This is a genomic window from Planococcus antarcticus DSM 14505 (genome assembly GCF_001687565.2).
GTDB lineage: Bacteria > Bacillota > Bacilli > Bacillales_A > Planococcaceae > Planococcus > Planococcus antarcticus.
This window is the reverse complement of record NZ_CP016534.2, coordinates 61675-76717: the sequence shown is the minus strand read 5'-3', so window position 1 is coordinate 76717 and position 15043 is coordinate 61675. Positions and strand designations below refer to the sequence as shown.

The 15043-nt window shown below is 45.9% G+C and carries 9 protein-coding genes; 3 read left to right on the top strand and 6 right to left on the bottom strand.

Going from position 1 to position 15043, the window contains the following annotated elements; all coding sequences use genetic code 11:
- Positions 1-106: 106 nt before the first annotated feature.
- The gene (locus BBH88_RS00325) at positions 107-529 is read right to left on the bottom strand and encodes an FtsB family cell division protein (protein WP_006830770.1); all 423 of its coding nucleotides are present in this window, start codon (positions 527-529) and stop codon (positions 107-109) included.
- A gap of 280 nt (positions 530-809) precedes the next feature.
- On the opposite strand from BBH88_RS00325, the gene BBH88_RS00320 reads away from it, so the two are divergent.
- The 3 genes from BBH88_RS00320 to argF are packed head-to-tail and all read left to right on the top strand — an operon-like array spanning position 810 to position 5921.
- Positions 810-1880 (top strand): carbamoyl phosphate synthase small subunit, encoded by a 1071-nt coding sequence (locus BBH88_RS00320; protein WP_006830769.1) that lies wholly within the window; start codon positions 810-812, stop codon positions 1878-1880.
- Positions 1873-4971, top strand: coding sequence for a carbamoyl-phosphate synthase (glutamine-hydrolyzing) large subunit (locus tag BBH88_RS00315; protein WP_006830768.1), 3099 nt, complete (start codon positions 1873-1875; stop codon positions 4969-4971). Before BBH88_RS00320 ends, BBH88_RS00315 begins: the two co-directional genes overlap by 8 nt.
- A complete protein-coding gene (gene argF / locus BBH88_RS00310; protein WP_006830767.1) occupies positions 4968-5921 on the top strand; it encodes an ornithine carbamoyltransferase in 954 nt (317 codons plus the stop codon). The genes BBH88_RS00315 and argF overlap by 4 nt, the downstream gene beginning before the upstream one ends.
- A gap of 54 nt (positions 5922-5975) precedes the next feature.
- Here argF and BBH88_RS00305 read toward each other — a convergent pair whose 3' ends face one another.
- From BBH88_RS00305 to mfd, 5 genes are all read right to left on the bottom strand, one after another.
- Complete coding sequence (locus tag BBH88_RS00305; RefSeq protein ID WP_065536329.1) at positions 5976-7412, bottom strand: D-alanyl-D-alanine carboxypeptidase family protein; 1437 nt, start codon at positions 7410-7412, stop codon at positions 5976-5978.
- 135 nt (positions 7413-7547) lie between these two features.
- Positions 7548-7838, bottom strand: coding sequence for an RNA-binding S4 domain-containing protein (locus BBH88_RS00300; RefSeq protein WP_006830765.1), 291 nt, complete (start codon positions 7836-7838; stop codon positions 7548-7550).
- A gap of 2 nt (positions 7839-7840) precedes the next feature.
- Positions 7841-9304 carry a bifunctional methyltransferase/pyrophosphohydrolase YabN gene (yabN, locus tag BBH88_RS00295; RefSeq protein WP_006830764.1) on the bottom strand — a complete coding sequence of 488 codons (1464 nt, stop codon included), beginning with the start codon at positions 9302-9304 and terminating at the stop codon, positions 7841-7843.
- Positions 9301-10908, bottom strand: coding sequence for a putative polysaccharide biosynthesis protein (locus BBH88_RS00290; protein ID WP_006830763.1), 1608 nt, complete (start codon positions 10906-10908; stop codon positions 9301-9303). Before BBH88_RS00290 ends, yabN begins: the two co-directional genes overlap by 4 nt.
- A 545-nt stretch (positions 10909-11453) precedes the next feature.
- Positions 11454-14987, bottom strand: coding sequence for a transcription-repair coupling factor (gene mfd, locus BBH88_RS00285; RefSeq protein ID WP_006830762.1), 3534 nt, complete (start codon positions 14985-14987; stop codon positions 11454-11456).
- Positions 14988-15043 lie beyond the last annotated feature (56 nt).

Below are 15043 nucleotides of genomic sequence, written 5' to 3'. Positions count from 1 at the left end.
TGCTCCTCCTTAAAAATTAAGATGACTCCAAAAATGGGTCACACTGTCATTTTGCGGGACTTGTCCCACTTTTTATTATAACCATCAAAAAAAGAGTGTCAACTGACTACTCTTCTTTTGTTGAATTTTCTTCATCTTTTTTTTCATCATGAGGTGTGGTGAAAATGATCTCTCCTTCATCTGAGAGGAAGTAATCTTTGCGCGCTAATTTAGCTAAATATTCTTCGTCATTCAATAGGAGAATCTGCTCTCCCAGCTGACTTTGCTGCTTTTCAACTTCTTCAAGTTTCAACAGCGTTTCTTCGCGGAGCTGTTCTTTTTCGGAAATTGTCTGCGTTTGGGCATAGATCGTCGAACCCACCCAAATCGTCGTCATTAGGACCAGCAATCCAAACACGGTCAGTCTTCTGAATAACCGCACTCGATGAGCTTTTTTACGCTCCCCTTCCACTTCAACTGAACGGACATAGTCATTGCGAATTGAGGTGACTTCGCGCTTTTCCGCCTTGTTGTCTCTCTTCAAACTCATGACCCGCCCCCCTTCCATACTAACTTTGTCATTATTATACATGAAAATCCTTGATATTATAAGCTTTTTGAATAATTCCCCCTATTTCCACTCCATTTCTTTTTTAAAAAAGTCTAACTCTTTACTTTTTATTAATAAAAATACTGTTGACTTAATTTTTATACAGTCATATAATACTAATCACCATCTTTTAATGAATGCTATCATGGTTCTTACGAATTTAAATTAATTTTTTTTTTATAAATATACAAAATTACTGAATAAAATTGGAGTGAAGAGAATGACGGGCTTATTGACATTATCGAACGGAAAAGCGTTTAAAGGGCAATGGCACGGTGAAGTTTCTGCTATTCAAGGAGAAATCGTCTTTTTCACAGGCATGACTGGCTATGAAGAAGTCTTGACAGACCCTTCCTATAAAGGCCAGATCATTGTATTCTCTTACCCGCTTATCGGGCAATACGGAATCCAGGCTCTTTATGCACAATCCGACCACATCCAGGCAGCTGGCGTTATTGTTGCCGGATTGTATGACGGGCCACTCAGCAAGGATGCAATTTCATTTGCAAAATTTGCCGACAGCCATGAGATTCCGATTTTGAGTGGAGTGGATACACGTTCAGTCATACAGAACGTCCGCGAATCAGGAACGATGCAATCGCAGCTAGTACACGCTTCCCGCCAGGAATTGGACTGGGAACCCGTACAAACCTATTTCTTCCCGGCCACCACAGAAATTGAAGAAATTCAAACCGTAGGCTCTGGCTCTCCTCATATTGGCATGATCGATTTCCATTATAAATCTTCCATCTTAAAAGAACTGCTCGAATTGGATTGCAAAGTTAGTATCATCCCTCATGCAACATCGACAGAAACGCTTGATTCACTCGGACTGGACGGCCTGCTTTTTTCAAACGGTCCTGGAGATCCGGCAGCCCTTCAGCATTTTTTTCCTACCTACCGCGACTGGGCTGAACGCTATCCGAGTTTCGGCATCTGCCTCGGCCATCAAGTACTTGCTTCGGCATTTGGGGCCAAAACCACGAAACTGGCATACGGCCATCGCGGCGCCAATCATCCGGTAATGAACCTGCGGACAAAACGGGTCAGCATGAGTTCGCAAAATCACAGCTATGTGGTCGAAAGCGCCAGTTTGCAGGATACGCCGTTTTCCGTACTCTACGAAAACGTCAATGACGGCAGCATTGAGGGGCTCGTTCACAAAACCCTGCCTTTGACCACGGTCCAATTTCATCCGGAAGCGGCACCGGGCCCCGCTGACCACCTTGAACTGTTTCAACAATTTTTAGCGTTAACACAACAGAAAGAGAGAGTGAAAATGCATGCCTAAGCACGATCAAATAAAGAAAGTACTAGTCATCGGATCAGGAGCCATCGTCATCGGACAGGCGGCAGAATTCGACTATTCTGGCACGCAGGCATGTGTAGCATTAAAAGAAGAAGGCATTCATGTAGTGTTAATCAATAATAACCCGGCTACCATCATGACCGATAAATCCGTTTCCGATCAGGTGTACTTCGAACCGATGACTTTGGAAAGCGTCACCGCCATCATCAAAAAAGAACGTCCGGATGGCTTGCTCGCAACGGTCGGCGGGCAAACCGGCTTGAATTTGGCAATGGCTTTATCCGATTCCGGCATCTTGTCGCAATATAGCGTTACATTGCTTGGCACCGATATGAAAGCAATCAAGCAGGCCGAAGACCGCGAGCAATTCCGGTCGCTGATGGACCAGTTGAGCGAACCTGTTCCTGTCAGCGACATCATTTATTCGATTGAAGGAGCCCTGGAGTTTGCCACTTCAGCCGGCTATCCACTCATCGTGCGCCCTGCCTATACGCTTGGTGGCTTTGGCGGCGGAATTGCCCCTGATGAAAAGACTTACATTAAGTTGGTGATGCAAGGATTAAGCGCCAGCCCCATCAAGCAATGCCTGGTGGAAATCAGCATTGCCGGCTACAAGGAGATCGAATACGAAGTGATGCGAGACGCAGATGGCACGTGTATCACTATTTGCAATATGGAAAACCTGGATCCAGTCGGCGTACATACCGGCGATTCGATCGTTGTGGCGCCCAGCCAGACTTTGAATGATAAAGATTTCCACATGCTGCGCAGCGCTTCCATCCACATTATCGAAGCACTTGGTATTATCGGCGCATGCAATGTCCAGTTTGCGCTGCATCCGGAAACATCTGCTTATTATTTGATCGAAGTCAATCCGCGCGTCAGCCGTTCTTCGGCACTGGCTTCAAAAGCAACCGGTTACCCAATCGCTAAGATCGCTGCGAAATTGGCGATCGGCTATAAATTAGCCGAATTGAAAAACCCGGTGACTGGCACCACGTTCGCTAGCTTTGAACCAGCGCTGGATTACGTAGCTGTCAAAATTCCACGCTGGCCATTCGACCAGTTTTCACAAGCGGAACGCAAATTAGGTACACAAATGAAAGCGACTGGTGAAGTCATGGCCATCGAACGGCGCATGGAAGCCGCGTTGCAAAAAGCGATTCGTTCACTTGAATTGCCGATTAATGGCTTCCGTCTGGCGGCACTTTCTAATTTTTCGACAGAAAATTTATGCCAATTAGCGAGTGAAGCGGATGACCGCCGGCTGTTTGTTCTTTTCGAACTGCTGATCCGCGGCAAAAGCATTGAGTTTCTGCATGGCATCACCGGCATCACTGCTTACTTCCTATCGACGATGGCCAATATCGTTGCCGAGTGGCAAGAGCTCCAGCAATTGGACTGGAACAATATGACCCGCCCCCGCCTTCTGCAGGCCAAAACACTTGGTTTCGGTGATCAGCAATTGGCGGATTTATGGAATGTTTCTTGCCCCGAAATTTGGGGACAGCGCAGACTTTGGCAAGTGACTCCTGCTTATCGGATGATTGATACATGTGCCGCTGAATTTCGTTCAGATACCAATTATTTTTATTCAACATGGCAAGGTTGTTCTGACGTCACCCGCCCTCATCATAAGAAAAAAGTGGCAGTTGTAGGATCAGGTCCAATTCGAATCGGACAAGGCATTGAGTTTGATTATTGCTGCGTGCACAGTGTCATGGCAGCCCAAAAGCTCGGCTATGAAGCGATCATGATCAATAACAATCCGGAAACGGTTAGCACCGATTATGAAGTGGCAGACGCTTTGTATTTTGAACCGCTGACACCGGAAGACATTCTCAATGTCCTGGACTTTGAAGGCATCAACCAGGTCATTCTTCAGTTCGGCGGGCAAACTTCACTGAATGTTGCAGCCGCTTTGGAGGAAGCCGGCATTACGGTTCTTGGATCGACAGTCGATTTGCTAGATCAAATGGAAGACCGCGACCGTTTTTATGCGTTCCTGAAATCGATTGGCTTGCCGACCATTCCCGGCAAAACCGCTTTTGAAGCTTCTGCTGTCATACCGGCAGCCCGTTCACTCGGCTTTCCGGTGCTCCTGCGTCCGTCTTATGTTATCGGTGGACGCGGCATGATTGTTTTGCATAACAAAACGGAGCTCAGCGAATGGCTGCAACAGACGACCATGGAGTTTCCTATACTGGTCGATCATTTTGTCACCGGTAGGGAAATCGAAGCCGATATCCTGACCGATGGCGAAAATGTCTGGGTCTCCGCCATTTTCGAGCATGTTGAAGGAACCGGCGTTCATTCGGGCGATAGCATCGCGATAACGCCACCTATATCTTTATCGGACACAGCCCTACAAAAACTTTCTGACACCGCGACCCATGTCGCCAGAAATATGGACTATACCGGCTTGTTCAATATTCAATTCGTTTACGAAGGCGAACAATTATTCGTTATGGAAATCAACCCAAGGGCATCACGGACAGCACCAATTAGCTCGAAAGTGACCGATGTGCCACTTGTGCAACATGCCACGGCTTTATTGCTCGGAGTTCCTTTCGAAGAGCTCAATATAGAAGAAAGCTATAATGGGCAGCCGGAGTATACGGTTAAAGCACCGGTCTTCTCTCACATTAAACTGCCTGGCCTGTCTCCCGTTCTGTCTCCTGAAATGATGTCGACGGGTGAAGTCATCGGCTCAAGCCCCGACTTTGATACCGCATTAGCGAAAGCCTTAAGCGGCGCTTCCGTTCAGTTAGCTGACCTTGCTTCGGGTGGTACTGCGTTTGTCGCAGAACAATCGATTGATCAAGTAGATAGCGCTGTGTGGCAAGCACTTGGCTTCAGTATTATCACCGAGAACCTAATGTCTTTTGAAGAGTGGCTGAAAACGGACACTAAAAAAGCCTATATCGACTTTGCCCCTGACCCGGAAAGTACCAATGCCAAGCAAGCGGCGATTCATCGTCTCCATGTTTGGACACGTCCTGAAACAGCAGCTGCTTTTAACGGAACTTATTCATCTATTAGCCCACTATCGAAAGGAGTGCTTGCAAAATGACAATGGCGATCCCGTTTGCCCCATCAATTATCCAGGAAGATTTCCTGTCCCTTAAAGATTACAGCACAGATGAAATCTTAGATTTGCTGAATCTCGCAATCGAATTAAAAAAACCGCAGAACAAGTATTTGCCGCTCTTAAAAGGCAAAGTGCTGGGGATGATTTTCGAAAAAGCCTCTACTCGTACCCGTGTTTCATTTGAAGCTGGAATGCTTCAACTTGGCGGTAACGCTATGTTCCTAAGCTCACAAGACACACAAGTTGGGCGCGGAGAAACCATTGCCGACACTGGACGCGTTTTGTCAGGTTACTTGGACGGGCTGATGATCCGCACGTTTCATCAATCTACCGTTCAAGAATTAGCGGACTTTAGTTCGATTCCCGTTATTAATGGATTAACCGATGATTATCACCCGTGCCAAGTGATGGCAGATTTGATGACTATACTTGAGCATTTTGGCACATTAAAAGGCAAAAAGTTGGCTTATATCGGAGATGGAAATAATGTGGCCAATTCCTTGATGATTGGTGCCGCTAAAGTGGGGATGGATATTAGCATCGCTTCACCTGCTGCTTATGCACCCACTCCAGAAATGGTCACTTTAGCAAAAGATATCGCACAATACACCGGATCGGTCATCGACATCACTGAAAGTCCCGAACAAGCAGTTGCCGACAGTGACGCCATTTATACGGATGTCTGGGCCAGTATGGGACAGGAGCAGGAAACCATTGAACGCTTCGAACATTTTCAGGGCTTTCAAGTGAACGACGAGCTCGTCAAACATGCCAAAGCAGATCATATCTTCATGCATTGTTTGCCCGCTCACCGTGAAGAAGAAGTGACAACTGGTATTTTAGAAGGACCGCATTCGGTCATTTTTCAGCAATCCGAAAATCGTTTGCATGCACAAAAAGCCGTGCTTATTGCACTGATGGCTGACAAATAAGCAACGACAAAAAACGTCTTCGGAATCAATGGATTCCGAAGACGTTTTTTCTGTTTACTTGTCTAAATATTCCTCTAAGGTCTTGCCGCTTTTTTTCACTTGTCCGGACAAATCAGAGCCGAGGTAGCGGAAATGCCAAGGTTCGTGCATATAGCCTGTAATGTTTTCCTTGCCTTTGGGATAGCGGAGAATAAACCCGTAGTTATGGGCATTGGCTGCGAGCCACTTTCCTTCTTTCGTCGCTGCAAACAATTCCTTCAGCCATTTAGACTGATCGCTTCCCCCAAAATCGAATGCCAATCCCATCTGATGTTCACTATGGCCTGGTTTTGCGCTGAATCGATTGGCTTGCGCTGCACCGTGTTTGCTGACGTAGCTGGTGTACAACTCTTTTTGGCGGTTATAGGAACGAAAAGTACTGAAAGCCGTCAACTGGACTCCCTGTTTTTTCGCCTCTGCGGTCATAGCATTAACCGCTTTTTGGGCCAGCATGCTGACTCCAGGATTGTAGCTCGCTGGAAGGCTATATTGTTTATTGACGATCAACACACCTGACATATAGGTTCCCGGTGTCCCGGTTGGAGGTGCAGGATAAGATGTAGTATTTCCTGCAGGTTCTTTGCTTATTAGATACGCTGCATTTACCCAGCCGACTTTTGCGCCGTACTCCACTTTATACCAATTGCCATCTTTGCCAAGATACTTGACCGTTGCCCCTTTGGGAATCGAGGCAACAATCGGATGGCTGACACCCGCCTTCGAGCGCATATTCAATTGATCGATTGTCGTGTAGATGACAGTTTTTCCAGGCTGTGCCGTGGTAACAAAAAACTGAGCGGGCGCTAAAAGTCTTGCCATGAAACCTGCAAAATGCTGACGTTGCAAAGAATCCTTCGGCTTGAATGCCCCGCCTGGAAAACCATTGGTTATGCCAGCTGTCGCCAACCGGCTTATGTATGCATTCGCCCAATAAGCCGAACTGACATCTGTGAAGACAATGCCTTTATTAGCTGTTAAATGGTACGCTTCGGTCAAAATTTTAGCCATTTCCGCGCGGGTCAAGGCACCTTCGGGATCAAAGTACTTTATGCCTTTCTGTGATTCTTTTCCTTCAATAAATCCAAGTTCCACCGCTTTGGAGACTTCTTTATATCCATAACTGCCAGATTTTAGGTCAGCAAAGCCGGGATCCGGAGCAGCTGTTTCTTTGGGTTTCATTTCACGCAGAATCATCCGCACTGCATCCAGTCGTGTGATGCTGGCTGCCGGTTTGAAACTACCGTCCGGAAAGCCTTTGATGATGCCTAGCCCTGTCAGAAAATCGACTTCTTCTTTGAAAGTGGTGACATCTTGAAAAGAACTTGCAGCGCGAGCTTGGCTCATGCCGATTGGTGCAGTTCCTTGCTGGGGCATCAGCGAAGCAGCTAGCAATAGCGCTCCGGCTGATAATCCAAGTTTCTTGCCCATTGAAATTTTTGGCAATCTTATCATTTCCTTTCAACAAATCCTTGTATAGGTCTTTACCTTTTGCTATTTTTCATCATATAGAAAATAATTGGCTTTATCTATGGTGCATTTTATTCAGAAACACAAAAAAACCTGCACAAAGCAGGTTTTGAAAAACTATTACGCTTCGTCATCAATAAATTCAGGTTCGACCTTTTCTAGCTTTTCTTCTTTTAAGATGGTGTACATAGTAGCAGCTTCTTCTTTTTTCGCTACTTCTTTCAGCCTATCGATACGTACCGTGACGACTTTTTGGCCAAAACGGATTTGTAGCTCATCGTTTTCTTTAATGACTGAGCTGGCTTTCGCTTTATTGCCATTTACTGTGATGCGGCCTTGGTCAGCTACTTGCTTTGCTAAAGTACGGCGTTTGATCAACCGGGATACTTTCAAAAATTTATCGAGTCGCATAATTAGTCTTCCTTTCTTGCCAATAGCTTGGCTTGGTTCCAGAATTCGTCCAGTTGCTCTAATGTATAATCACTGAAGTTTCCGGTTCCCTGCTTGACTTGCTGTTCTACATAATTAAAACGTGTTTGGAATTTCTGGTTAGCTTGCATCATCGCTTGCTCTGGTGACAAATCGAAGAACCGCGCAAGATTCACTACCGTGAACAATAAATCGCCAAGTTCGTCTAATTGGCTAGCTTTGGAACCTTTCGCCACTTCTTGCTGAAACTCCTGCAATTCTTCGTGGAATTTATCCCAAGCGGATGCTGCGTCTGGCCAGCTAAATCCGAATTTTGCCGCTTTCTTTTGATAATTAAATGATGTCGTTAAGGAAGAACTAAAACGTTCTTGGTCTTCTAATAAAGAATCTTGTACCGGTTTTTCCTGGGCTTTAATTTCTTGCCAATTGGCAACGACTTGCTCGGAATCTTCAACCGAAACGTCGCCAAAAACATGCGGATGACGTCGAATCATTTTCGCACTAACTGCTTCAAGCACATCTTCTAACTGAAAATAGCCGTTGTCTTGACCGATTTGGGCATGCAAGAACACTTGCAACAGAACATCTCCCAATTCATTGGTAATTGATTTATCGTCACCTTCTTGAATCGCTTGAAGCAGCTCGTGTGCCTCTTCAATCAAAAAAGCGCTTAATGATTCATGCGTTTGCTCGCGGTCCCACGGACAGCCTTCAGGGCTTCTCAGCTTCGCAACAATACTACGGAACGTTTGCCATTCTTTTAAGCGCTGCGTTTGTTCTGCAGCTGGCGGCACGTAAACGGTCGTCAAATTAGTAACTTCTGCTACGCGGTCTAGTTCATGAAGCGGTACTGTACACAACACTTCGTCTTTAGAACCAGCAGCCGTCACGACGGTCACCGGATAATCGTCTGGATATTTTTCCATCAGCGTTAATTTAACTTCAGAGGCACTAAAGCTGTCATAAACTTGTGCAATTAATAAATGCTGCGTCATGTTTACGTGATCGCTAGTCATTTCGGTGCCATCCATCAATTGAAAACCTTCAATTGGGTCAATGCGGAGCGCACCGAACAAGGAATCTAGGAAACTATGTCCGCCTTCAATGGCTAATTGGCAACGTCCCTGCTTTTCTGCACCAATCAAGTTTTGGACTGTCTGCTCTGCCACTAATGGGTGACCTGGCACTGCATAAATTACCGATTCTTTCTTGGACAAGTCAATCAACGTTTCTGCAATTTCTGCATATACTGGACTAAAGCTATCGTGTTTTTCATACACTGTGTCGAAACTTGTGAATGTCACCCCTTCTTCGACAAGTTCTGTCAGTACGGGATGGTCCTCGGTTCGCACGTATAAGTTAACTGCAGCTTTTAATTTTTTATAAACACCGAGTGGCAATTGGTCTAAATCTCCAGCACCGAGGCCAATAATGTGAATCGTATTCATCGCATTTCACCTTTTTTCTTTGAATTTATTGCTAATTGTAGTCCTGCTAGCTTGCGGCCAAAAGGAATGATATACCATTCCTTTTCCGTGATAATCCGACTTTTACCGATTAATGCCATAAATACCAAAGCGCCGAGCGGAATGGTTGTAGCCGTTGTTAATAAAGCACCGAAACGACTAGACAAGTTATTAAACAAATAGTTGTCAGCTAAAATCGACCAGCCGAGTACTACCGCTGACATTGCCATAGCAGCTCCGAAAAGCCAGCCATAATAGGATAAGGGCGCAAACGTTAATGGCCATACTTTTTTAAAATAAAATAATAAGCCAATTACAACAATCATTAAGCCGATATTTCCAGCAATAGCCGCTCCAGAAACACCCCATATAGGTAGCAACAGCCAATTGCCGATTATTTTCACAACTAAGCCCGACACCAGTAGTAAAGCCGGAACTCTGACCTTACCGAGTCCGTGAAGCATCGCCGTCATAATTAATAAAAGCGACATCCAGACGATTTGCCAACTGAAAATAATTAACGCAAAAGACTGTTCGCGCGTTTGGAATAGTGTTTCATTGACATAAGGCATAACGAACGTCAGCCCAACAGCAGCGGCAAATGCAAACAAAAAGGATACACGGAACGCCAAACGGGCATACATTTCAGCTGGGCGGCCACTGTTTTTCTTGGAGGTCCTCGCCACTAGTGGAACAATTGCCAGAGTCAGCGAAGTGGCAATTAAAATACCAAATTGCACCAACGGCTGACCGCGGTCGTAAATCCCTTTTTGTTCCATCGCAACAAGCCGTCCCATACCACTTTCCTCAAGCAAACGAAACACTGTAAACGAATCTACTAGCTGAAACAGTACTAAAATCAAAGAACTCATGCTGACGCTTATGCTGATTGCGGTCATTTCCTTGACGATGGACCAGGCACCGACCGTTGTAGTAGGCTGCTTTAGGGATGCTGAATGATTACGGAAATAAAGCAACAGTAAAATGGCTGCCCCTAGTCCACCAGCGACAGCACCGAGCATCGCCATTTGTCCCGCTGCATATAATGAAAAACCACTCGAGACGACAATCCAAGCGCCAATTAAAATGACCGCCACGCGCAATCCTTGTTCCACCACTTGGGCATAGGCAACAGGCGCCATGTCATTACGCGACTGAAAATAACCCTTCAGAACTGCGAGCGGTGCCATCAATAGCACCGAAAACGCACCAACTTTCAGTAATTGACTCAATTGCAAATCGCCCATCCAGCCCGCTAGTAGTTCAGCACCGAAAAACAACAAGACGAATACGATAATGGAAATGACTGCCACATAGGTGACCGCGATGCGCAGAATCGCTCCGTGTGACTGCTTGCCTGTATCTGCCAGTAATTTGGAAATGGCTACTGCAAAGCCGTAAGAAGTCCAAATGCCAAAAATAGCAACAAAAGGATAGACCTGCTGGTAAATGTAGAATCCCTGATCTCCCACAAGATTCTGGAAAGGTACACGGTAGACCGCGCTCAGCAGCTTGACGATAAACCCTGCAATCGTCAGCAAGACCGCGCCTTTCATAAATGATTTCATCGTGCCTTCATTGTTCACCGGACCCACTCACCTCTTACAGACATTAACTAAATCTATTTAAAGAAAGAATTTGCTTTTATACATCGCTTTTCCAACTCAATAAGGGGGGACAAACGAATAAATCGCTCCAGACGGACGCTTTGGGCCCGCAGGATGCGGGTCATGCAACTGGCGCGACAGGCGGTGCCAGTTGCCAAGGACGTCGCTTGAGCCTCCTCTTCGCAAGCTCCTGAGGGGTCTCAGCACTCCGTTTTTCGCAGGAAAGACATTGAACGAAGAGAGTTCCGGCAATCGCTTTGCGGCGAAGCTAGCGCGGCGATGCAGGAGCACCTCTTCGCACTTCGCCGTCTCCCGCTATTTCTTCTAAGTATCCTTGAGTAATAAATCTTCAAGATATGGAGCAAACCAGCAGAGCCTCCCAAGAGAGCAGCGTAAGCCATATGAAAAGAAATCCACTCGGGCGTAAAAGCCCGAGTTAGTTCGGCGCAAGCTCGCAGAAAAGCGGAGCTGGTTTGTGGAATATCCATTCTAAGAAATTGTTAACCCACTCTATATAGCTCCATTTATAGAACCGCTTTTACTTCACGAAGCGATTCCGGCAATAACTTCATCATGCCTTCTAGAACGTCGAATGGATGTATTTTTTTTGTTTTATTCTCATCAATGGACATGATCAACTTTTGTCCCGACATGCTGAATCCGACCGCACGCCCATAAGCAGCAGATTCCTCTACGACTTTGCCACCATTAATGCTGGCCGTGCCGTTTTCACTAAGCCGGACAGTCACGACTTTGCCGGTTTGCTTGATGGATTCAACACCTATCTGGCGTGCCCATACTTTCATGCGGGCAATGCGCAGCAAGCTATCCGTTTCGTTTGGCATATCGCCAAAACGGTCAATCAATTCATCCTGCAGCTCGGTCATTTCCTCTTCCGTATCCACGCCTTTGACGCGTTTGTACATTTGAATCTTCTGGTAGCCGTCGCTGACGTAGGAGTCTGGAATATAAGCATCGATATCGAGAGAAATTTCGATTTCCGGTATCACTTCTTTTTTGACACCCGACTGGCGTTCGTCGATTGCCTCCTGCAGCATTTGCGAATAGAGATCAAAGCCGACAGAGTCAATAAAGCCATGCTGCTGCGAACCCAGCAGATTGCCTGCTCCGCGAATCGTCAAATCGCGCATGGCGATTTTGAAACCGGATCCGAGCTCAGTGAATTCTTTGATCGCCATCAACCGTTTTTCTGCGACGTCAGTCAGCACTTTGTCGCGCTGATACATGAAGTAAGCGTAAGCCACGCGGCTGGAGCGTCCGACGCGTCCGCGCAATTGATACAGCTGCGACAAGCCCATGCGATCGGCATTATAAACAATCAGTGTATTGACGTTCGGAATATCAATGCCAGTTTCGATAATAGTTGTCGTCACCAGCACATCGTAATCACCGTCAAGGAAACTCAATATGACTGATTCCAGTTCGGTTTCATTCATTTGCCCATGGGCGTAACCAACGCGTGCTTCCGGCACTAGTGATTGAATTTCTTCCACTTTCCGCGTCATATCATCTACACGGTTGTACAAATAAAACACTTGCCCACCACGCGCCATTTCGCGTTCGATGGCTTCGCGTACGAGCGCGCCATTGTGCTCCATGACGTAGCTTTGTACCGGAAAGCGATTGGCCGGCGGCGTTTCGATGACAGACAAGTCACGCACACCCATCATCGACATATGAAGCGTCCGGGGAATAGGTGTCGCCGTCAGCGTCAGGACATCCACATTGGTTTTCATCTGTTTGATCTTTTCCTTATGGGTAACACCAAATCGTTGTTCTTCATCGATAATCAATAACCCCAGATCTTTATATTGCATATCCTTCGATAAAATACGATGCGTGCCGATGACAACATCAACTGATCCGTTTTTCAATCCTTTGACTGTCTCAGTTTGTTGCTTTTTAGAACGGAAACGGCTCATCAAGCCGACCGTAATCGGATAATCCTTGAACCGTTCGCTCATCGTCTCAAAATGCTGCTGCGCTAATATCGTTGTCGGCACTAGAAATGCCACTTGCTTGCCATCGAGTACCGCTTTGAAAGCTCCACGAATGGCGACTTCTGTTTTGCCATATCCGACATCCCCGCAGATTAGACGATCCATCGGTCGCTCGTTTTCCATGTCACGCTTGACTTCATTGATCGAACGCAATTGATCGACCGTTTCTTCATACGGAAACTCCGCCTCAAATTGGCGCTGCATGTCCTGTTCTTCAGAAAAAGCAAAGCCTCGTAACGCTTCTCGTTCTGCGTAAAGCTTGATCAAATCATCGGCAATGTCTTGAACAGCAGCCGACACTTTTGTACGCGTCTTTTTCCATTCCGTACCACCCATTTTATGCAGCTTTGGTTCTTTTTCTTCAGAAGCAATATATTTTTGAATCAAGTCAATTTTATCGACCGGTACAAATAATTTATCGTCGGCTTTGTAAACGATGTGAAGGTAATCTTTATGAACGCCACCCGTTTCCAAGGTTTCAATGCCCACGAAACGGCCGATGCCGTGGTGGATGTGCACAATGTAGTCACCTGGTTTGATTTCGGAATAGCTTTTGATGCGCTCTGCGTTGGTCAGTTTTTGAGCGCGCGTTTTCTTCTTCGGCTGCTGCTTGAACAATTCCGAATCTGTAATGACGGCCAAGCGCTGCAGTGGCATTTCAAATCCTGTCGACAATTCTCCATCAACCAGATAAATTTTGCCGCCTTGAATTTCTGTTGAAGGCAAAGCAATTTCTGCTTCCATATCATAATCCGCCAGAACGGCACGAACTTTTTGCAAACGGTCATCACCTTGTGCCACGATAAAGATTTGGAACTTTCCTAAGGTCCAACGCTCCATCTCTGCTTTCAAAAGGTGCATTTGTCCATGGAAAGATTGCATCGGCTTGCATGAAAAGGCTAATGATTTTTTGACGGATACCATCGGGAATGTCCGAACGAATAAAGACAGAAACGTCACTTTTTGTTGTAGTTTCGACATCATTTCACGGAACGTATACGTTAAAGAAACATCATGTAGAAACTTTCCTTCTTCAAGCATCGACACAATCCAGTCGCTTTCTTCGCGCTCTAACGTGTCCGTCATTTCCTGTATTCGTCCTAATTCATCAAAAAAGACCAGTCCATTGCCCGGGAAATAATCACCTAGAAAAGCTGATTGGGTGTACGTCATTGAAGCATATTTCGTTAGCTGTTCGGGCGCTTCACCTTGTTTCAGTAAGTCGATGTCATGCTGGATATGCTGATGCATTAAAGCCTTCGTATCGTCAGCTTTTATTTTTTTCAGACTAGAGGCAAGTCGACCCTCCAATTTTCCTGCCAACTGGACTCGTTGCTCTTCTGATAGCACCAATTCACTTGCAGGCAAGATGCATAATGATTGAACTTTTTCGAGTGAGCGTTGGTCTTCAGCGGAAAACAGCCGCAACGAATCCACTTCCGTATCAAATAACTCGATGCGCACTGGATGTTCGAAGTTCAGCGGATAAATATCCAATATGCCTCCACGAAGTGCAAATTCACCCGGTGTAGTTACCATTGGTGTACGAGAATAGCCCATAGCCACCAATTTTAGAAGCCACTCTTCTGTATCGAGTTCTTCGCCTTCTGAAATCCGCAACGTGGCATAATCCCATTGTTCTTTCGTCGGTAATAATTTACGCATCCCAGCAACTGGTGTGATGTAAATCCCCTTGCCGACACTCTTCATATGGTCAAGCGTATCAATGCGATGAGCCCGTAGTTCTGGGCCTGAGAAAGAAACCTCCGCAGCAATTAACTCTTCCGCTGGGTAAAGATGGACTTGCTGTTCACCGACTAGCCGTACCAAATCATCGTACACGCGCTGTGCATGCAATAAATTTGGCGTTACAATTAATAAAGGAGTCTCCATTTCGGACCAAATTGTCTGATAGAAAATCGGCCGTGCACCGCCGGATAAACCAGAGATTAGCTGATGGTCCTGCCCTTTCTTTAAATCAGCTATGAATTTTTGTGTATGGGTCTCCTCCGAAAAGATCTTTAAAATATGATTCATCCAACTTCCTCCTTTCAAAAAAACACAGGAAACAGAAAAAAGCTCTGAACGCCGAA